Source organism: Citreicoccus inhibens, assembly GCF_019039035.1.
Classification (GTDB): domain Bacteria; phylum Myxococcota; class Myxococcia; order Myxococcales; family Myxococcaceae; genus Citreicoccus; species Citreicoccus inhibens.
Genome location: NZ_JAHNZT010000043.1, coordinates 1 through 19,709 on the forward strand (window position 1 = coordinate 1; position 19,709 = coordinate 19,709).

Here is a 19,709-nt window from a genome sequence, read left to right on the forward strand (position 1 = left end):
TGCCCACGTGGTTCGACGACTACAATCACGTGCACCCTCACAAGGGCCTGAAGATGCGTTCCCCCATCGAGTACCGAAGAGCAGCATCACCCCTCTGACCGTGTCCGATTTGACGGGGGCAACTCCAGAACCAGTTTCAACCCACGCTCCTCGCGGACACGAGGAGCGACTGACACCAACATCGAGTGGACGGACGTGGTGTGGTTTCAACCCACGCTCCTATCGGACACGAGGAGCGACGGCGCCCGAGAATCACCGACTTGCGCCAAAACGTAGTTTCAACCCACGCTCCTTTCGGACACGAGGAGCGACCCCCACAGCCGGTACTTCACGAGCAAGTACGACGCGTTTCAACCCACGCTCCTCTCGGACACGAGGAGCGACCGAAGCGCCCGCGCCTGTTGTCGTCGCTGCGAAGTTTCAACCCACGCTCCTCTCGGACACGAGGAGCGACTGACCGAGACCACGAAGAAGAAGCGCACCCCGAAGTTTCAACCCACGCTCCTCTCGGACACGAGGAGCGACCACCCGACCAAGAGCGCTCAGGGCGCTGCGCGGAGTTTCAACCCACGCTCCTCTCGGACACGAGGAGCGACCGCGCGAGGTCGAGTCGATTGTGTGCGTGCCCATGTTTCAACCCACGCTCCTCTCGGACACGAGGAGCGACCCGGGCGCTCACGCAGATATGGCAGGATCTCGCGGTTTCAACCCACGCTCCTCTCGGACACGAGGAGCGACTAGAGCGAGAGGGGAGACACAAGCAGCACTTTCAGTTTCAACCCACGCTCCTCTCGGACACGAGGAGCGACCCGCTCGGCCATCGTCACTCAGCGCACCAACCGCGTTTCAACCCACGCTCCTCTCGGACACGAGGAGCGACGCTCCCCGAATCTTGAGAACCGCCCGTGCGTAAGTTTCAACCCACGCTCCTCTCGGACACGAGGAGCGACTACGTGGTGCGGCCGAGCCTCGCGCCGCACGTGGTTTCAACCCACGCTCCTCTCGGACACGAGGAGCGACCTCCATGCCACCTCGACCGTGCACCCTGCCTGTTTCAACCCACGCTCCTCTCGGACACGAGGAGCGACTGAGGACCGTTGTCCGGCTCTGCTCGAAAGCGATGGTTTCAACCCACGCTCCTCGCGGACACGAGGAGCGACTGCTGCTCACCGTCCTTGGTGGTCCAAAGGAGGAGTTTCAACCCACGCTCCTCGCGGACACGAGGAGCGACTGGTGGCGTCCTCCAGCGCAAACGCGATGACCTCGTTTCAACCCACGCTCCTCGCGGACACGAGGAGCGACCAAAGTGAGGGCGCTGATACCGGCCGTCGTGAGTTTCAACCCACGCTCCTCGCGGACACGAGGAGCGACTGGGCCGGCGCTGAGACTGGAGGCCTCGAGTGACGTTTCAACCCACGCTCCTCGCGGACACGAGGAGCGACCCGCCGAGCGCGAGACGCAGGAAGACGTCTCACGTTTCAACCCACGCTCCTCGCGGACACGAGGAGCGACCGGCCGGCGCACTACGCAGGAGGAGCAATCCAGTTTCAACCCACGCTCCTCGCGGACACGAGGAGCGACTCAACCGGCTCCTGTTTCACCACGTCCCATGGGCGTTTCAACCCACGCTCCTCGCGGACACGAGGAGCGACCATGCTCCGCGACACGATCCATTGCCGACATGTGTTTCAACCCACGCTCCTCGCGGACACGAGGAGCGACGAGCCGCGTTGCTGTTGCCCATGCCTCGCCCAGCGGTTCAACCCACGCTCCTCGCGGACACGAGGAGCGACCGCGTCGCGCCTACGCACTACACCGCAAGTCGTTTCAACCCACGCTCCTCGCGGACACGAGGAGCGACCTGACCCAGCAGCCGCGGCCGGCCCACGCGAAGTTTCAAGCCACGCTCCTCGCGGACACGAGGAGCGACTGGAGCGCGCGGAGCCGCTCCTGGTCAACTCGCGGTTTCAACCCACGCTCCTCGCGGACACGAGGAGCGACCGCGCGGACCCCTATGCGGCCCGCATCATCGAGTTTCAACCCACGCTCCTCGCGGACACGAGGAGCGACCTTGGTTTTCTTTGGGTTGGGTTTCGTGTCTGGTTTCAACCCACGCTCCTCGCGGACACGAGGAGCGACTCCGGCTCTTGGTTGAGGACGGCGTGTTGGCAGTGTTTCAACCCACGCTCCTCGCGGACACGAGGAGCGACACCAGCCACGTCGTCATGCGGCCTCCCTCGTGCGTTTCAACCCACGCTCCTCGCGGACACGAGGAGCGACACCCTTCGCGTCCAGGGCGTTCTGACTCAGGACCGCGTTTCAACCCACGCTCCTCGCGGACACGAGGAGCGACGATGCGAGAGGGGTCCGCACTCGTGGACCCGGTTTCAACCCACGCTCCTCGCGGACACGAGGAGCGACCACCCGCCGCACGCGTCGCCGCCGACAGGTGAGCGTTTCAACCCACGCTCCTCGCGGACACGAGGAGCGACCATGAAGCTCAGAACGGAGCTGGTGCTCCGCCTGGTTTCAACCCACGCTCCTCGCGGACACGAGGAGCGACCGAGGAGAGCGCGCGGGCGCGCAGCGGGAGAGAGTTTCAACCCACGCTCCTCGCGGACACGAGGAGCGACGGGCGGACAGAGCGTGTCGGAGTGGCGTGATGCTGTTTCAACCCACGCTCCTCGCGGACACGAGGAGCGACTGGGACAAGGCAGCTTGCGCATATCGCAAGCAGTTTCAACCCACGCTCCTCGCGGACACGAGGAGCGACCAGCCGGTGCAGCGATGGCCGGAGCGGCCCCAGGGTTTCAACCCACGCTCCTCGCGGACACGAGGAGCGACCTCTCGACCCACCAAGCATCGCCCGACACACGGTTTCAACCCACGCTCCTCGCGGACACGAGGAGCGACTCTGGCGGGATCCCGACGCGTCGTCGGGCGTGGAGTTTCAACCCACGCTCCTCGCGGACACGAGGAGCGACGAGACCGCCCACCTGACCTTCATCGCCCTCGTGCGGTTTCAACCCACGCTCCTCGCGGACACGAGGAGCGACGAGCACCCTCCCCTCTTCGGCTGAGGTGGTGGTTTCAACCCACGCTCCTCGCGGACACGAGGAGCGACGCCAGGGCCGCGCGCTGCTCGCGCTGGAGCTCCTGTTTCAACCCACGCTCCTCGCGGACACGAGGAGCGACGCGCATGCCCGCCGGCAGCGTGGAGGCGACGCAGTTTCAACCCACGCTCCTCGCGGACACGAGGAGCGACCCCGAGATTTTCGCGGCCCCGGAGTGGTGTGCGTTTCAACCCACGCTCCTCGCGGACACGAGGAGCGACCATGGCCACCCCAGTCCACCACGAGGATAGGGTGTTTCAACCCACGCTCCTCGCGGACACGAGGAGCGACGTTCGCGGTGGGGAGACCTACAACCGCAAGGACGGTTTCAACCCACGCTCCTCGCGGACACGAGGAGCGACCAACCGCAACCACCAGAATCCAAAAATCCTTCAGTTTCAACCCACGCTCCTCGCGGACACGAGGAGCGACGTCTCCTCACGCAATGGCTGGGGGGCATTATCGTTTCAACCCACGCTCCTCGCGGACACGAGGAGCGACGGCGTGCTGGATGGCGCGCCCTACGACATGGCGTTTCAACCCACGCTCCTCGCGGACACGAGGAGCGACCGCCTTGTGCGCGCGCTCCAGTGGGAGCTGAATCGGTTTCAACCCACGCTCCTCGCGGACACGAGGAGCGACTTGTGGGTTCGACTCCCACCCCACCCGCTCCTGGTTTCAACCCACGCTCCTCGCGGACACGAGGAGCGACTCCGCAGCCTCCAGGCGTGAGAGCACGGCGGGGTTTCAACCCACGCTCCTCGCGGACACGAGGAGCGACCGGCGGGACTGATCAACTACGGAGCTGCCTGGGCGTTTCAACCCACGCTCCTCGCGGACACGAGGAGCGACCACGTCAGCAGCAAGGCGCGCGGTGTAGATACGGTTTCAACCCACGCTCCTCGCGGACACGAGGAGCGACCGCTACCGGTGCCGGGGCGCCCAATCCAAACAGGTTTCAACCCACGCTCCTCGCGGACACGAGGAGCGACGACCTTCTTCACCACCCGACCCAACTTCTTGAAGTTTCAACCCACGCTCCTCGCGGACACGAGGAGCGACACGTCACCTGGAGTCGACGCAGCAGATTCTCGTCGTTTCAACCCACGCTCCTCGCGGACACGAGGAGCGACTCATCGCGGTCCCACACCATGCGGACGAAGTCGGTTTCAACCCACGCTCCTCGCGGACACGAGGAGCGACCGCGAGTGGTTACGAGGGGTTGCCGGTTCGCGCGTTTCAACCCACGCTCCTCGCGGACACGAGGAGCGACGCGGCCCATCGCTGGTGATGATGTCCACCGGCACGTTTCAACCCACGCTCCTCGCGGACACGAGGAGCGACCGTCGTGGTATCAAGACCTGATTCACCAGTGTTTTGTTTCAACCCACGCTCCTCGCGGACACGAGGAGCGACCAAGGTCCTTGTTGTTGATGCTAACACGGCCCAGTTTCAACCCACGCTCCTCGCGGACACGAGGAGCGACCGCCTGCGGTCACCATCTCGTCACCACGCGGTCAGCGGTTTCAACCCACGCTCCTCGCGGACACGAGGAGCGACTCTGCCCGACTAACTTACCGTAATTACTGACGAATTGGGCCGGTTTCCGCGAACCTCCATTTTCGAGGCCGCTGCGCTCCGGGAATAGGGCTCCACTCCCCTGTAACCCCTGACGACTATTGTTGATTTCAATGAGCGCGAACGCTCGACGAACCCCGCACCGGCGGAGGTTCGCGCGCGCGCCATCGGCAGCCGTGCAGTCTAGAGGATGAGCGGCCCCTCGACATCCAGCGGCAGCCGGACACCGTGGTGCTCGGTACGCTTCGCCGTGTCCGCGCCCAGGAAGTAGAACCGCAGGCTGTCACCGGCGGCGTCGAACTCGCTCAACAGCCGCGCTCGGAGCACCACCCAGTCCTTCGGTTCCAGGACACACTCGAACACGGAAAACTGGACCCGCACGCCGTGGTCCCGACAGGCTCTCGCGATGCGCCTCAGGCGCCGCGGCCCCTCCGAGTCCGACACGCGCACGTCATAGCAAATCAAGACCGTGAGCTTCTTCATCCGTGCACGGCGAACGGTGGATAGGCGTCCAGCTCCCCGCGCACCGTACGCGCGAGCAGCAGCGCCTGCAGATGCGGCGCCAGCCCCCACGTCGTCTCCTGCTCCAGGAACCCGTGACGCACCTTCGCTTGCTTCGCGGTCTGGTACGCCACCAGGAACGCCTTGCGCGCCTCGTCCCGCAGCAGCACCGCCCCCGCGAACTCCGTCCGAAAGTCCTCGGGCTTGACCTGTCCGCGATTGACCAGCGAGAAGACGAGGCGATCCACCACGGGCGCTCGGAACTCCTCCATCAAGTCCAAGGCCAGTGACAGGCGACCCGGCCGCTCCTCGTGCAAGAACCCCACGGCGGGATCCAACCCAACGCCAGACAAAGCGCCCGCGCAGTCCTGCAACAGCAGCGCATATCCAAACGAAAGCAAGGCGTTCATGGGGTCTCTCGGAGGACGCCGGTTCCGTCCCTCGAACGAGAAGCCCTCCGCACCCCCCTTCTTCAACAGTGCGGGGAACGCCTCGAAGTAGTCCCGCGCCGCAATGCCCTCCACTCCGCGCAGCGCGTCCAGCTCCGACACCGGCTCCAAGGCTCTCAGGTGTATCGCCAATCGGTTCGCGGTCTCCGCAAGCTCCGCGGCGTGCACGGGCTCTGCGTCACGCCGGGCATGGAGGATGAACTGCCTCGCGTTCGACACCTTTCCAATCACGATGGCCCGCGCCAACTCCAAGGTCCGCGCGGCGTCATCCGCCGCCCGGAACTGCTGCCTTCGCAGCAAGACATTGCCTCCGGGAACACCCTCGACCCTCGCCAGGAATCGCCCCGTCACTCCAAAGAAGGAGACGTGGATTCCGGATTCAATCCAGCTCTCCATCAACTCGGGCGTGAGCCAGGCGCGCGACAGGCACACCACGGAGCGCAGATGGCGCAGGGGCACCTCTGCCTTCTTTTCGTCCTGGACGGTGACGACCACGCATTCCCCCTCCTTGTTCAGTCGGGTCCCTTCCACGGTGATGAACAAGGTGTTGAGCGCAGTCGTCACGGTCACTCACTCCTTCTTGGGCAGGCTCAGGACTCCGCGGTCACTCGCTGCCTCAAGTAGTCGCGGACTCGCTTCTGGCCCGCGGTGACTTGCGGCAGGCATCTTGGCTCCAAGGAGCAGCCATCACATTTCGGGGCGCGCGCGGCAGTGGGCACGGACTGGGTGCGTAGCAGGATGTGCATCCGCTCGATGGAATCCTCGGTGAGGCGCCTCAAGGCCGCGTCGAAGAGGACGACGTGGCGCCGGTGCTCCACGCCCGAGAAGATGGCTCCTTCGGGGACCTCGACTCCGTGCATCTCTTCCAGGCACAGCGCCTGCGCGCAGAGCTGAACCCGGTCCGCGTCGAGCAACTTCCTCCGGCGGTGCTTGACCTCCACCGGATACGGCCGCCATCCCGAGGGGGTCGTCGCGTCGCGCAGATACTCGACGAGGTCCGCACGCCCTGCCACTCGCAGCCGGTCCGAGCCCAGGAGTACCGCGCGCTCCACCCGACTCGTGCGCCGGGCGTCGTGCCCCGGCAGGTCCACGCGCTCGTGCAGCAGCCTCCCCGATGCGGTCAGCAAGTCCTCCAGCCAGATTCGCTCCACGTGGATGAGCGCCGCCTGCCGCTCACAGAACAGCAGGTGCTGCAAAGCAGACAGCGTCACCCACGTGTCTCGCTCCATGACTCAGCCCATCAAGTTCATGACCTCGATGCCCGCGGGCAACCCCGCCTTGTCCACCGAGACCACGTAGTCGGAGTAGGCACGCGCCGGCCGGCCCTCATGCTGGGGCTTCACGCTCACTCGGTCGAACAACATGTGGGCCGGCGCGTTCCCCAGGTCGGAGGCGTGCTTGAACACGATGACCTGCCGCATGGACATGAGCCCCCGCGCGGCGCTGCGGTCCAGTTCGAAGATGTGCTCGAAGGACTTGAAGAGCAGGTCCACGTCCGCCATCGCGAACCGCGTCTGACGCGCCAGATGCGGAGAGATGAAGCCGTGGGCGCGATAGAGCCCGTAGGGCACGATGTTCTTACGTCCCATGGTGCGGTTGTCACCGCCCTGCTTCTCCGCCTCCCCTTCGGTGGCCACGGCCATGCGCGTGATGGAGTGCTCCAGCGAGACGATGGGCTCCACCGAGCGGGCGAAGGTGAGCTGCACCGGGCCCCGTACCTGGCCGGCATTCGCTCCCGTGGACATCACGGCACCAAAGGCGCGCACATCGAAGAAGGTCTTGCACATCCAATCGCGGCCCTTGACCACCTCGGACCCCTGGGCCGTGCCCTTGTCATTGCGCTTCTTGCCGTCCTCGGCATTCTCCGGCTTCTCGTTCAGGTTGACCTTCAGCGCCTCGTAGGCCTTCGCGATGGTCACATTGAGGATGGCCTTCTCCTTGACGAAGATGTCCAGGCCCTCCTTCCCGCCCTGGGTGAGCTGGATGAAGTTGCGCACCTTGCGCTTGAGGCAGACATCCGTCACCAATCCATGCCCCGTCTCCGGGTCGATGCGCGGCAGGTTCCCCGCGTCCGGATCGCCATTCGGGTTTCCATCCTGCACGTCGAACAGCAGCACGAAGTCGTAGCGGTTCTTGAGCTCGTTCATGGTCATTCCTCAGGAGGCGAGTGGAAGTCAGGATTCAGAGGGGGGAGCGCCGCCCTCCGTGGGCGAGCGCTTGGTGAAAAAGGCTTCACGCTGATGGTAGTAGCCGACCGCGAACAGCCCCTGGTCCTCGAGCGAGAGGATGCGCGGGAAGCGATTGGCCGGAAGCAGCGCCATGACCTCGCCTTGGACTCGCTCCAACCACTTGCCGTTGTCCGCCTTGGCGGCGTGGTGCACCGCCAGCTGCAACAGGCGAGGGAACACCGTGATGGGATTGCGCGATGCGGCGCCGAAATAGCGGTCTCGGATGGTGGCGTTCAGGTCACCTCCGAGCGCGGCGGATTGCAGCCGTTCCAGCACGGCGAAGAGGCGGCCCAGGACATAGGGCTGCGCCGTTTGGGTCTTGTCCAATGACACGGTGACCTCCAAGAGAGTGGTGTTGTCTCGTCGCAAGCGCAGCAGATAGGCCTTGATGAGCGCGACGCGCAGCCGCAGTTGCTCGCGCTCCAACTCGGGTTTGCCTGGCGGCAGGCGCAGGCGGTCCAGCGCGGAGACCAGGACCTGTCGGGGAAGGGCATGCCCCAGGAGCGCGGCCCCCAGCATGCGCGTGGCCACATCAGGCGTGAGGCCGCGTCCCCCTGGCGCCTCAATCGCACTGAGGAGCCTCCAGACGGGGACAGGCTTCGGGGGTGTGTTCCCCACGTGCAAATCCGTGAAGTACTTTCGGATGTTCCTGACCACGTCTCCCAGGCGCGTCTCGAACCAGTCGCGCACCACGACGCGGCCCGCGTTGCCAGCGAGGGTGACCGAGTAGAATCGCTTGTCATCCAACTCGATGGACTCCAGGCCCTTGAGCGGCGCTTCGAGCACCCGCCGCAGATCCTCTTCGGTGGGATCCATGTAGCTGAGCAGGAGGCTCTCCGCGCTCTCGGACGCGTTCGTCCAGAACACCAGCACCGAGTCCTTCCCCACCTGGATGCCCTGACGGAAGCGGCGCGACTCCGTCCCCTTCAGGAGGTGATTGAGCGCCAACGCATAGCCGAGCGCCGCATCCTGTGAGATGGGGGCATTGTCCCCTTGCTCCAAACCATGGGACTCGAAGGCCTTGGCATTGAAGGACACCAGCGAGGCCCCGGCCGCCTGCGCTTCAGGGACGTTCTTGAGCTTCTCATGAAGGCGGGCGAGGACCGCCTCCCTCCCCGTCACCAGGCAGCGCCCTGTCTTCCCTTGGGCCTTCTTCTCATCATTGATCCGTGCCCACTCCTCACGGACGGTGGGCAATTGATGAACCGGATCCGTCGCGTCGCCCACCGCGAAGGCCAGCAACTCCGAGCCCGTCCATTCGTCCTGGGGGCGCTCCGCAAGCACCGCACCTCGCGCCTCGTCGCTCTCCAGAAAGGCCGCGACGGCTCGAACCTCGGGACTCTTCGCGCTGGCGGCCACCGCCCGGACTGGGGCGAGGAAAGCCGCGAGGCGAGCAGCGGTCTTCTCCGCGCGCTTGGCCTTGTTCCCCGCGCCACCATCATCCTTGTCGAAGCCTAGGACGTACTTGGGGTTGTCCACGAAGAAGCCCGCCGCGATGTTGGCGGCGCGCATCGGCAGGCGTGGGATGGACATGGGCGCGCCACGCCCATCCTCGTCCTGTCGCGACTCCAGCTTGATGAACTTCCCCTGCGAACTGATGCGGACCAGGAAGTCCACGGGCTTGGTCTCGTACAGCGGGTCATCCACGAGTCCGCGCGCGTGGGCGAACACATTGAGCGCCGCGAGCATCATGGGTGGCTCCCTTCGAGCGCGATCACTTGCTCGCGGGGCGGCACCTTCAGCACGCCGTGCTCCAGATACGCCTCGAAGAAGACCGGGCGCACAGCCGCTCCGCCATCACCGAAATCGAAGTCGTAGAACATCAGGCCCAGCGGGCGCTTGGGTTCGGACTCGGCGGGGTGCAGGTCGAGCGGTGCTGGCTCGACGCGTGCGGCGAACTCGCGGCAGCCCAGATAGGGCGCGTGGAAATACTGCCCTTTCTCCAAGCGCCGCTCGAACATCTCCTCGAACTTGCGGACGTTGTCCTCGGGGCCTGCCTTGCCCGGGACCATCGTCAGCGACGCCGTGATGACGTAGTCCACGTCGCTCAGCGCCACGGTGTTGCGCTGGGCTCGGTCTTCATCCGCCGCGTAGTCGAATTTCCCCACCGTGGCTCGGCTGTTCACCTCGTTGCGGCGGAACGTGGTCCACTTCACCGGCGCCAGCACGGCGATCTCATGGATGTGCCAGCGAATCGCTGGCTTCCACAAAATGGCCTCCAGGACACCCCGGGCCGCCGAGGGCGTCATGACTTCGTAGCTGACGCGCTCGGCCTTCATCTCGGGTCTCGTGAAGCACGCAATGGGCCCTCCGGCGCGCACACGAAACCGCTTGCTTGCAGCGGCTCTCATCACTGCCTCCTGAAGTGTTCTCAAGCGGGAATGAGGGACGACGGGTCACGCAGCCCCACCTGGTCCGGGACCAAACCAAAACGCTCGCCATAGGCGGGCCGGTGTGCCGTCCCCAGGAACGCCACCGTGTCCTGGATGAGCTCCACCATGCCGCCCGTCAGCCATTCCTCACGGACCTTGCGTGGCACGGTCACCGTGAAGCGTTGCAAGGCACGCAGCCGCTCTCGGGACGGACCGAACTGTCGCAGCGCCTCGATGTGAGGCTCGACACCTTCGTAAGGGACCACCAGCGCGGCGCTCCAGTCGTCCTCGACGAGTTGGAATCGCTGCGCCACTTCCTTGAAGGAGAGATTCGCTCTCAGCTCCTGGATGCCCTTCGCATCGAGCTTCTGGTTCGCAAAGAGCCGCTCGAAGTAGAGGCGGAAGTTCTCAGGAGCAGAAAGGTCCAGGTCCGGCCGCTGCGCGAGGAGCGAGCGGGTCACATCCTGGGCCGCCTGCGGGACGCCTCGGGGTGGTCGAGTCTCCGCCTCGAAGACGCGCAGCTCTCCCACTCCGTCGAGCAGACCTTCGCGATTGCAGCGCCCCGCCGCCTGCGCAATCGAGTCGAGCCCGCCCAGCGCGCGATAGACAACGGCGAAGTCCAGGTCGACTCCGGCCTCCACCAACTGGGTCGCCACGACACGCACGGCCTCTCCGCGCGCCTTGCGGGCCTTGATGTCCGCAATCACCGCGGAGCGATGCGCGGGGCACATGAGCGCGGACAAGTGCACGGTCCCCTGATGTCCCAGCCGCGCATCCACGAGCTCACACAGCCGCCGCGCATCATCGCGGCGGTGCACGATGGCCAGGACGTCGCGCTCCCCCGCCATCGCCTCCGCCAAGGCCTCGTAGGTCATCTTTCCGGCTTCGGCCTTCGGCCAGGAGACCCTCACGCGCCGCAGCCGCTCGAAGGCCCTCAGCTCCGTGGGCACCAACTCCCTCACGTGAGGAAATCCGAGTGGGAGTCCCGCCCGTTGCCCCAGCGCCGGTTGGGTCGCGGTGGAGATGACAACCGAGCATCCGTAGTCCGCCACGAGCGCCTGGAGCCCACTCAGAATCGGATCCAGCAGTCCCGGTGGCAGGGTCTGCGCCTCGTCGAGCACGATGACGCTGCGAGCAATGCGATGCAGTTTGCGACAGGCTCCGGGCCGGTTCGCGAACAGGCTCTCCAGGAGCTGCACCGTGGTGGTCACCACCACAGGCGCATCCCAGTTGTCGCTCGCCACGCGGTTGAGCGCCGTCTCACGCTCGGGGTCGATCGCGGAGTGGTGCTCGATCAGCCCCTGCTCCAGTCCCGCGAAGGCCTGCCGGTAGACCTCCGCGCTCTGCTCGATGATGGAGGTGTAGGGGATGGCGACGATGACGCGATGATGGCCGTGCGCCTGGGCGTGCTCCAGCGCGAAGGCCATGGACGTGAGGGTCTTCCCGCCTCCCGTGGGCACCGTGAGGCTGAAGACGCCCGGAGGCTGCACCGCCGCCGAGAGCGTGGCGGTCAGGACCTCGCGCCGCACACGATTGACCTCCGTGTCGCGCGCGCCACTCTGCTTCTCATCCAGGTATGCGCGCAGCCGGTTCGCGAGCTGAGCAAGGGTCACCTCCACCTTGCGCTTCTCGTGCCTGTCCGAATCGAAGAACGACTCCGAGTCCAGGAAGTCCGCATCGCAGAGCACGGAGAACAGCATCCGCGTCCACATCTCCAGTTGGAGCTTGTTGAACGACAGCAGCTTCTGGATGTCGAGGTTGACCGAGGCGTTCAGCAGATCCGCGGGCACCCCCTGCCTCAGCACCTCCTCCAACAGGGCTTTCTTCTCCGGGCTGGTGATGCGCGCCTTGAATTTCGGCAGGTCCGACAGCCCGGCGTGGTGCCCCAGAATCGCCAGCGCGAGCGGCATCCACCGCGCATCCCGGCGCAGCGCCCACAAGCCACCCGCGGTCGAGTGGTCGCGCTCCAGCTCCCCCTCTTTCTCCAGGTGCGCTTCGAAGCCGTTCTCACTGCGGATGCGGAACTGGAAGTCCCGGAGGTACTTCCCCAGGTCGTGCCAGAGGCCCACCGCTCGCGCCGCGTCCGCGAGGTCCTGTCGAGGCGCCAGGCGGGCCGCCAACGTCCCCACCGCCTCGAGGTGCTCCCGCAGCGAGTGGAAGCGCCCATCCCACGTCGCGTGCGCGAGCGGCTCGTCCGGCGGCTTCGCTCGCGGTCGTTCCCCTGCCCCCGTGTCTGGCTGACGGCTCTTCATGCGCCCTCCCGCGCTGAAGACAGTCAGCCATGACGAACCACGAAGGCCAATCCCTTCGGAGAGGTATGTCGAGAACGTCAGCTTCGACTCAGAGTGGGCCGCTCAGACCCCAGACACAGAGTGTCTGTCATCAACTCGACATTCCGCTTGCCATCCCCCTCAGTGTTCACGGGCGGCGACGTAGCGGTCGACCTCGCGGTCCACGGCCGCGGTGAACCGAGGCTCCAGCTCCTCGAGAATCTCCCACTCGGTCTCCAGGGAGCGATTGAGCGTCGGGTGCGCCGAGCGCGGAATGCCGGGCTCCACCGCGATGAGCTCCTGCGGCCCCAGGTTCGCCACGTCCGTTGACGTGTTCAGGCCGGAGCTCGGGAAGTTGGGCAGGGATTGTTGGCGGGCGAAGGAGAACGCGGTGATGTTGTAGGCGCGCACCACCATCCCACCGCGCTTCAGCGGATACCCTTGGATGACGGCTTTCGACCAACGCACGCCCATGTCGTGGCTTCCGCTCATCTTCCAGGGCGTGTGGAGCAGGAAGGGGTCCGTGCTCGGCAGCAAGGAATAGCCTTGCGCCGACAGGACCTTCTCCGCCGCATGCATCACCTGGGCGGGCTCCTGGTGATACACGACGAGGCTGCTCGTGCGCTCCTTGAGCATCTTCCGGTCATTGGCGCACCCCACCAACCCCAGCGCCAACACCACACCCCCGAGCACCCCGAGCCTTCGCGTCATGTCCCCTGCTCCCAGGACCCACTGAGCTGGCGACGGGGTCCCAAGACATGAACGGCGCAATGCTCCAGGCATATCGAACGTTCACAGCGAGCCCAGGAACGCCAACAGCGCGCTCCGGTCCTCACGAGACAGACGGACATACATGTCTCGCGACTTCGCCGCTTCGCCGCCATGCCAGAGCACGGCCTCCTCCAGGGTTCGCGCCCGGCCGTCGTGCAGGAAGCGCGTGTGTCCACTCACGGCCTCGGTGAGCCCGATGCCCCACAGCGGCGGCGTGCGCCACTCGCTCCCCGAAGCCTCGCCATCCGGACGTCCATCCGCGAGCCCCTCGCCCATGTCGTGGAGCAGCAGGTCCGTGAATGGGCGAATGGACTGTCTCGACACCTCGGGAAAGCCATCCACGTCGCCGGTCATCACCGGCGTATCCACATGGCAACCCGAGCATCGCAGCGCCCGGAACACCGCCTTGCCACGCAAGACATTCGGCGCGCCTTCGTCCCGGCGCCTCGGGACCGCCAGGAGGCGCGTGTAGAAGAGCAGGCGCTCCAGGTCCTCGGCGGACACCTCGGGGCCCTCCGCGTCCACGCCGTCACGGTGTCCTTGCTCGCGCGGATAGAGCGTCGTGGTCATCCCCATGTCCGCCAGCAGCGCGTGCGCCACTTGCTGACGCAGCGTCGGTTGGTTCGCCTTCCAGCCGAAGCGCCCCAGGAGCGGCCGGTGCTCGGTGACATCCTCCACCCAGTTCGGCCGCCCCGAGATCCCATCCCCGTCCGCGTCGTCGGGGTCGGCTCGCGCCAGGAGCGTCTCCTCGGGGATGGCCTCCAGCAAGCCCAAGCCAGGATTGGCGGGCGCGACCCGCGGCGAGAACCGCGTGCCTTCTTCCAGCGCGCCCTGAGCCATGTCCATGAAGCGATAGCGTGGCGAGGTGAGCGAATAGGACTCACCTGTGGCGAACGCACCGGAGCGTGTGTCCCAGGTCACCGCGACCCACCCCTCCGCGGCCTGGCCCTCCACGGCTCGCGAGTCGAGCTGTCCGCCGTATCGCTCGTGGGGCAGCGCCCCCATGGGCGCGCTCAATTGAAACACCAGGGAGACGGGCCGCTCGGTGGCCTCGGCGGGAGGGCGCCCACGCCCATCCTTCACGTGGCACGTCATGCAGGAGGACGCGCTGAAGAGCGGCCCCACCGGGATGGGCGCGAAGCGGGGCTCGCTCCAGTCTCGTTCGAAGACACCCTTGCCCACGTAGAACGAGGGCCACCGGGCCGGGTCCAGGTTCATGGGCGAGCGACCGAAGGAGTTGCGGCCCGTGTCCTCCACCGTGGTGGCACCGCCCAGGAGCGCCTCGCCCTCCTCGACCGAGGCGCGGATATCGCCCAGGTCGAGCACGTCGGAACGGCAGCCCGCCGCGCCCACCCACAGCGCGAGCAATCCCACACACCCAGCGGCTCGCATCACGACGTTCCTCCCGGGAATGAACAGACATGAGGCACCGGGCAGGACTCCCCCCTGCCCGGCGCCTCGGGACTTCAGACCGCGATGACTGGGATTACCGAGCCGCCGTGACGTACTCGCTGGTGATGTTCATGTCACCGGACGAGCCGCGCACATCGATGCCCGTGAAGCTCTGGTAGGGATAGGCACCCAGGGCGATGGTCTCGATGAACTCGACCTCGTCGCCGACGATGTCCTTGCCGTCGATGTTCACCGTGAAGGGCTGCTCGGCCGTCTTCACGCTCCAGGCGCAAGCCCCGATGGCGCCCTTGCCGTGGTTGGAGATGGAGTGGAAGTCCACGTCGAACTGGTAGAAGTCCGTCTGCATGGCCATCCAGTTGAGGAAGTCCCGCCAGTTGGTGAAGGTGATGACCATCCCGGCCGGCTGGCTGGTCGTGCCCGTCAGCGTGCCGTTGTGATAGACATTCATGATGTAGCCCGAGCCGCCCGGGCCACCCGTGAAGACAGGCTTCAGCAGCGCCTCGCCCTTCACCTTGCCCTGGACGACCTGGAGGCTGCTGACCACCTGGTCACCCGAGCGGGCGGCCAGGGTCAGCGCGGCCTGGTCACCCCCGAGGCGAACCTGGGACGTCTGGGACCAGCGCACGGCCTTGGCGAAGTTGCTGGAGACGCCGTCGGCCCGGGCGCTCGCGAGCCCCATGACCTGCACGCCCTTCTCGGACGCGGTCACGCTCGCCTTGCCCAGCGCGCAATGAGAGACACCATCGAACCGCTGGACGCAGGAGGACTCGGCCTTGGCCTCCTGGTTCGCGAGCTCGGGGTTGGCGGCGGTGGCATCGTCGGGGCCTGCCTGACAACCCGCGGCCAGAGACAGGATGGCCGCGGTCATCAGGCGGCCGGTCAGCTTCCACTGCATGTCATACCTCTTGGTGAGAGAAGAACCAGCGTCCCCGCCCCACGAGAACCGTGAGCCCTGCCCCCCAGTGGCTCGCGTTTCTCATCAGGCGGTCGCGATTCTTCACTGCACTGTTCGCGCCAAGCCGTGAAACACACGCCGAGACACGCGCTCCCGAGTGAGACAGGCGTGGATGTCTCGGGCGCGTGTGGCACGGCCCGTCTCAATCCCATGCGGGCCTGTATCATGTCTCGTTACAGACCCCGTCCGAGGCGCTACCGGCCGGGCAGACGCAGGTCGCGCGAGCGGAAGAGCAGCCCGGACGCAGTGGCGGGCGCGAGCACCGACGCGACGATGACCAGCCAGTCCCCAGGCCCTCGCGCGCGGGCGGCGTTGAAGACCGCGGCCTGAAGGAAGGTCAGGCACGCATCCGCCGCCGTCAGCCCACCCAACGCGGTCGCCAGCCGGTCACTCCAGCGGCGCACGAGCGCGAACAACCCCGCGGCCAACCCGATATCGAAGAACACCCAACCCCACTGCACGGACTCGGAGGGGAACCAGCGCGCACTCACCGGCAGGGCCAGCAGCGCCGTCCAGGGCACGAGCAGCGCCGCCAACAGGTGCACGAGCAGGCGCGGCCGGCGCACCAGGGTGGCCAGGCCGAAGAGCACGAGGCTGCCCTGCGCGAAGGCTCGCAGCGCGTCGTACACCGCCAGGGGGCCGCTCCCACCAGGAGGGTAGGACAACGAGATGGGCACCCACGCGTCCGGCCGGAACTTCGCCTTGAACGCGTGCAGGCCCTCGAAGTCGAACAGGGGACGGCCGCAGGCCCGCGCCAGCCGCAGCCACGGGCGCACCGGGCCCGCCAGCGGCGCCAACCCCAACGTCACATAGCGGCGCCCTTCCGAGGCCGCCGCGCGCATCGCTGCGTCCACCAGCAGCTCCACCGTGCCGTTGGGCGCGCTCGGGTCTCGCAGCAGGTCCTGGAGGAACCAGCCATCGCGCGCGTACACCGGCGACACGGACAGGAAGCCTCGGACCTGCCCGTCCACCTCGGCCACGAAGGCGCGCCGCTCCCGCGCGAACGCCGAGGGCGCCAGCCGCACCAGGAAGCCCATGGGGGCCATGCGCCGCGCCGCCAGCCAGCGCTCCATCAGTGCCCCCACCGCGCGATGCGTGGGGTGCGCCGCGTCCTCCATCACCTCGGCGGGGACCTCGCGCACGGTGACGCGGTGGGCGCGGGCGCGGCGCAGCTGCTCGCGCAGGCTCCGGCTGCCCCGCACCACGCCCTCCCATCGCGCGGGGTCCCACACGGGCTGCTCACCCACGGAGAGCTGCTCCACCGAGGTCAGCTCCGCGAAGCGGGGCTCGGTGGCGAAGAAGCACACGCGCCGGCCCGCGCCTCGCGCTGCCTGCTGGAACTCGAGCGCCACCTCGCGCACCCGTTCGTGCGAGGCGATGGGCGCGCCGGCCGCCACCCACGCGCCGCCCGTGTCCACGTAGGCGACGCACCCGTCCCCCGCCGCGTCGAACCAATACGCGAAGCCGGGCTGGAGCACCTGGAACGACGTCGCGTTCCAGCCGTACTGGCGCAGCAGGGACAACACCCGGGCGCGCTCGCCGTCCGGCCCGGATGGAATGGCGTCCTCCACGAGATGCGACTCCTCAGCCCGCGTGCGACGCGCGCGGCGCCAGTTGGCGCGTGGGCCGCAGGCCCTGCTCCACCCGCCGCGCATTCTCCAGTCGCTGCCGATGCGCGGACAACAAGTCGCTGCGGGTGACGATGCCCACCACGCGCGTGGGGGCGTCTCGGCACACCACGGGCAGGCGGCCCACGCCCTCCTCCACCATGAGGTCCGCCGCCTCGCGCAGCGAGCTGTCCTCGAAGGCCACCGCCAGCGGGCGCTTCAGCAGCTCCCCCACCCGCCTGCCGTCGGTCGCCGCGCCATCCAGCAAGTCCCGCCGCGTGACGACGCCCAGCAGCGCGCCGTCGGGCGCCACCACGGGGAAGCCCTGGTGCCGGGTGCCCTCCGCGCCCGAGCCGAGCCACGCGCGCACGTCCTCCAAGGTCCGCTCGGAGGCCAGCGTCACCACCTGGCGCGCGGCGTGGTCCTTCACCAGCGCCTGACTCAGCGGATCCACGCCGTACTCGGTGAGGACGCGACCACCTCGCCGCGCCAGCTTCTCCGTCATGATGGAGTGGCGCATCAGCAGCGATGACACGAGGTACGCCGCCGAGCACCCGCCGAGGAGCGGCAGGAGGCCCATGGGCTGACGCGTGGTCTCGAAGGCGAAGACGACGGAGGCCAGGAGCGCGCGCGAGGCGCCCGCGAAGATGGCCGCCATGCCCACCAGCGCGGCGATGCGCACGTCCACGCCCAGTTGCGGCGCGACCCGCGTGGCCAAGAGCCCCAGCCCCGAGCCCAGTCCGCCGCCCAGGGTGAAGAGGGGCGCCAGCGTGCCGCCGGACGTGCCGCTGCCCAGCGCGATGGACCAGGACACGAACTTCATCACGCAGAACAGCAGCATCGCCGCACCCACGAAGCGCCCCGAGAGGATGTCCTCGATGTTGGTGTAGCCCACGCCCAACGTGCGCGGGGAGAAGTAGCCCACCGCGCCCACCACCACCGCGCCCAGCGCCGGCCACCACATCCAGTGCAGCGGCAGCTTCTCGAACGCGTCTTCAATCGCATACACCGCCTTGGTGGCGCCCATGGAGGCCAGACCCACCACGGCGCCCATGACGATGTAGAACGCCAGCGCGGACCCCGACGGCGCCACCAGGTCCGGCATGGCGAACGCCGGCGCGCCGCCCACGAAGGCCATGCGCACCCCCGTGGCCGTCGCCGTGGCCAACGCCACGGGGATGACCGAGCGCGGCCGGTACTCGAACAGCAGCAACTCCACCGCGAGCAGCACGGCCGACACCGGCGCGCCGAACGTCGCCGCCATGCCCGCCGCCGCGCCCGCGGCCAGGAGCGCCTTGCGCTCATCCGCCGTCACGCGCAGCAACTGCCCCAGGAGCGAGCCCAGCGCGCCGCCCGTGGCGATGATGGGCCCCTCGGCGCCGAACGGTCCGCCCGTGCCGATGGCGACCGCGGCGGACAGCGGCTTGAGGAACGTCATGCGCGGCGGGATGCGGCTCTGGTTGTAGAGCACCTGCTCCATGGCCTCGGGGATGCCGTGGCCTCGGATGGCGCGCGAGCCGTAGCGGGCCATGAAGCCCACAATCACCGCGCCCACCACCGGCACGCCGATGACCCACGGGCCGAGCGCGTGGTCCGCGGGAGACAGGTTCTCCGTCGACAGGCGCCCGAAGAAGGCGATGTTCGTGAACAGGTGGATGAGGGCGCCCAGTCCCTGGGCCACCAGCCCCGCCGCGAGGGCCAACAGCACCGCCATGCCGCTGATGAACACCACGCGGCCATCCACGGGCTCGACGGACCGAGGCCAGCGTTGCTCCGCCAGCGTGGGCCCCATGGAGGGCGCGACCGGCAAGCGCGCCCGCGCCTCGGGGCCTTCTCCGTGACCTTCCTCCACCCGCTCCTGCTCAGGCCTCTTCATCGGATGAACCTCGTGTCCTCTTGCCCCGCGCACGGGGCTCGTCTTCAAAGAAGAGCGGGGCCTCGTCACCCTCCAGGCCCAGTTCGGACACCCATGCCGCAAGCCCGCGCGCCAGCCCCTCGCGCGTGGCGGGGTCCAGGGCGCGCAGCCCGGTGATGAGGCGGGCCTGCGCCATCGGCGGGGCCTCTCGCACCACGGCCCGTCCGGCGGGCGTCAGGGACACCTCCACCCGACGGCCGTCCTCGGCGGAGGCGCCACGGCTCGCGAGCCCTTGCTCGATGAGCTTCGTCACCACCACGGACACGCTGCTTTGGTGCGTGAGCGTTCGCGCGGCCAGGTCGTTGATGGAGCACGGCCCGCCCTCCGCCAATTGCTGGAGCACGAAGAGCTGCGCGCCGCTGATGCCCACCAGCCGCTCCGATGCCCGCGCGGAGACGCGCAACAGCCTCACCAGCCGCCGCACGCCATCCATCACGGCGCGCACCTCGGCGGGGTCCTCGGTCCGCTTTGTATGGGAGCCCATATGTCAGGCGCGGAAGGTACGCGCCGGCAATTCACGTCGCAAGCCGGAGTGCG

The 19,709-nt window shown here is 67.4% G+C and carries 14 protein-coding genes and 1 CRISPR repeat array; of the genes, 1 reads left to right on the forward strand and 13 read right to left on the reverse strand.

Features of this window, described 5'->3' with window-relative positions:
* Positions 1-98: integrase core domain-containing protein (locus KRR26_RS37880; protein ID WP_217081678.1), on the forward strand; the 98-nt coding region annotated here is incomplete at its 5' end.
* Between the two features lie 35 nt (positions 99-133).
* Positions 134-4,673: direct repeats of the CRISPR family, unit length 37 nt; unit sequence GTTTCAACCCACGCTCCTCGCGGACACGAGGAGCGAC.
* Between the two features lie 201 nt (positions 4,674-4,874).
* On the opposite strand, the gene cas2 is transcribed toward KRR26_RS37880, so the two are convergent.
* The 13 genes from cas2 to KRR26_RS32045 all read right to left on the reverse strand — a co-directional run bounded on the left by cas2 (position 4,875) and on the right by KRR26_RS32045 (position 19,656).
* Entirely contained in the window at positions 4,875-5,174 is a 300-nt protein-coding gene (gene cas2, locus KRR26_RS31985) for a CRISPR-associated endonuclease Cas2 (RefSeq protein ID WP_120209056.1), read from the reverse strand.
* On the reverse strand, positions 5,171-6,205 hold the full coding sequence (cas1c, locus tag KRR26_RS31990) for a type I-C CRISPR-associated endonuclease Cas1c (RefSeq protein WP_217081652.1): 1,035 nt from the start codon (positions 6,203-6,205) through the stop codon (positions 5,171-5,173). The genes cas2 and cas1c overlap by 4 nt, the downstream gene beginning before the upstream one ends.
* Before the next feature lie 26 nt (positions 6,206-6,231).
* Complete coding sequence (gene cas4, locus KRR26_RS31995) at positions 6,232-6,870, reverse strand: CRISPR-associated protein Cas4 (RefSeq protein ID WP_217081653.1); 639 nt, start codon at positions 6,868-6,870, stop codon at positions 6,232-6,234.
* A gap of 3 nt (positions 6,871-6,873) precedes the next feature.
* Positions 6,874-7,788 (reverse strand): type I-C CRISPR-associated protein Cas7/Csd2, encoded by a 915-nt coding sequence (gene cas7c, locus KRR26_RS32000; RefSeq protein ID WP_217081654.1) that lies wholly within the window; start codon positions 7,786-7,788, stop codon positions 6,874-6,876.
* A gap of 27 nt (positions 7,789-7,815) precedes the next feature.
* Positions 7,816-9,561 (reverse strand): type I-C CRISPR-associated protein Cas8c/Csd1, encoded by a 1,746-nt coding sequence (gene cas8c / locus KRR26_RS32005; RefSeq protein ID WP_120209053.1) that lies wholly within the window; start codon positions 9,559-9,561, stop codon positions 7,816-7,818.
* On the reverse strand, positions 9,558-10,220 hold the full coding sequence (cas5c, locus tag KRR26_RS32010; protein ID WP_120209051.1) for a type I-C CRISPR-associated protein Cas5c: 663 nt from the start codon (positions 10,218-10,220) through the stop codon (positions 9,558-9,560). The genes cas8c and cas5c overlap by 4 nt, the downstream gene beginning before the upstream one ends.
* 20 nt (positions 10,221-10,240) lie before the next feature.
* Positions 10,241-12,493, reverse strand: coding sequence for a CRISPR-associated endonuclease Cas3'' (locus tag KRR26_RS32015; RefSeq protein ID WP_217081655.1), 2,253 nt, complete (start codon positions 12,491-12,493; stop codon positions 10,241-10,243).
* A gap of 159 nt (positions 12,494-12,652) precedes the next feature.
* A complete protein-coding gene (locus tag KRR26_RS32020; protein WP_120209048.1) occupies positions 12,653-13,222 on the reverse strand; it encodes a hypothetical protein in 570 nt (189 codons plus the stop codon).
* A gap of 81 nt (positions 13,223-13,303) precedes the next feature.
* A complete protein-coding gene (locus KRR26_RS32025; protein ID WP_217081679.1) occupies positions 13,304-14,674 on the reverse strand; it encodes a di-heme oxidoreductase family protein in 1,371 nt (456 codons plus the stop codon).
* Between the two features lie 94 nt (positions 14,675-14,768).
* Positions 14,769-15,590 (reverse strand): hypothetical protein, encoded by an 822-nt coding sequence (locus KRR26_RS32030; protein WP_120209045.1) that lies wholly within the window; start codon positions 15,588-15,590, stop codon positions 14,769-14,771.
* Between the two features lie 254 nt (positions 15,591-15,844).
* Positions 15,845-17,221, reverse strand: coding sequence for a DUF2156 domain-containing protein (locus tag KRR26_RS32035; protein ID WP_328707243.1), 1,377 nt, complete (start codon positions 17,219-17,221; stop codon positions 15,845-15,847).
* 13 nt (positions 17,222-17,234) lie between these two features.
* Entirely contained in the window at positions 17,235-19,133 is a 1,899-nt protein-coding gene (locus KRR26_RS32040) for a chloride channel protein (protein WP_120209041.1), read from the reverse strand.
* Positions 19,120-19,656, reverse strand: a complete 537-nt coding sequence (locus tag KRR26_RS32045; protein WP_236069398.1) for a MarR family winged helix-turn-helix transcriptional regulator — start codon at positions 19,654-19,656, stop codon at positions 19,120-19,122. The genes KRR26_RS32040 and KRR26_RS32045 overlap by 14 nt, the downstream gene beginning before the upstream one ends.
* Positions 19,657-19,709: the final 53 nt, after the last annotated feature.

Bases quoted from the DNA above. Each gene is read 5' to 3' on its own strand.
- cas4 (WP_217081653.1), bottom strand. From the start codon at position 6,870: ATGGAGCGAGACACGTGGGTGACGCTGTCTGCTTTGCAGCACCTGCTG.
- KRR26_RS32020 (WP_120209048.1), bottom strand. From the start codon at position 13,222: ATGACGCGAAGGCTCGGGGTGCTCGGGGGTGTGGTGTTGGCGCTGGGG.
- cas2 (WP_120209056.1), bottom strand. From the start codon at position 5,174: ATGAAGAAGCTCACGGTCTTGATTTGCTATGACGTGCGCGTGTCGGAC.
- KRR26_RS32030 (WP_120209045.1), bottom strand. From the start codon at position 15,590: ATGCAGTGGAAGCTGACCGGCCGCCTGATGACCGCGGCCATCCTGTCT.
- cas5c (WP_120209051.1), bottom strand. From the start codon at position 10,220: ATGAGAGCCGCTGCAAGCAAGCGGTTTCGTGTGCGCGCCGGAGGGCCC.
- KRR26_RS32025 (WP_217081679.1), bottom strand. From the start codon at position 14,674: ATGCGAGCCGCTGGGTGTGTGGGATTGCTCGCGCTGTGGGTGGGCGCG.
- KRR26_RS32045 (WP_236069398.1), bottom strand. From the start codon at position 19,656: ATGGGCTCCCATACAAAGCGGACCGAGGACCCCGCCGAGGTGCGCGCC.
- cas8c (WP_120209053.1), bottom strand. From the start codon at position 9,561: ATGATGCTCGCGGCGCTCAATGTGTTCGCCCACGCGCGCGGACTCGTG.
- cas7c (WP_217081654.1), bottom strand. From the start codon at position 7,788: ATGAACGAGCTCAAGAACCGCTACGACTTCGTGCTGCTGTTCGACGTG.
- KRR26_RS32015 (WP_217081655.1), bottom strand. From the start codon at position 12,493: ATGAAGAGCCGTCAGCCAGACACGGGGGCAGGGGAACGACCGCGAGCG.
- KRR26_RS32040 (WP_120209041.1), bottom strand. From the start codon at position 19,133: ATGAAGAGGCCTGAGCAGGAGCGGGTGGAGGAAGGTCACGGAGAAGGC.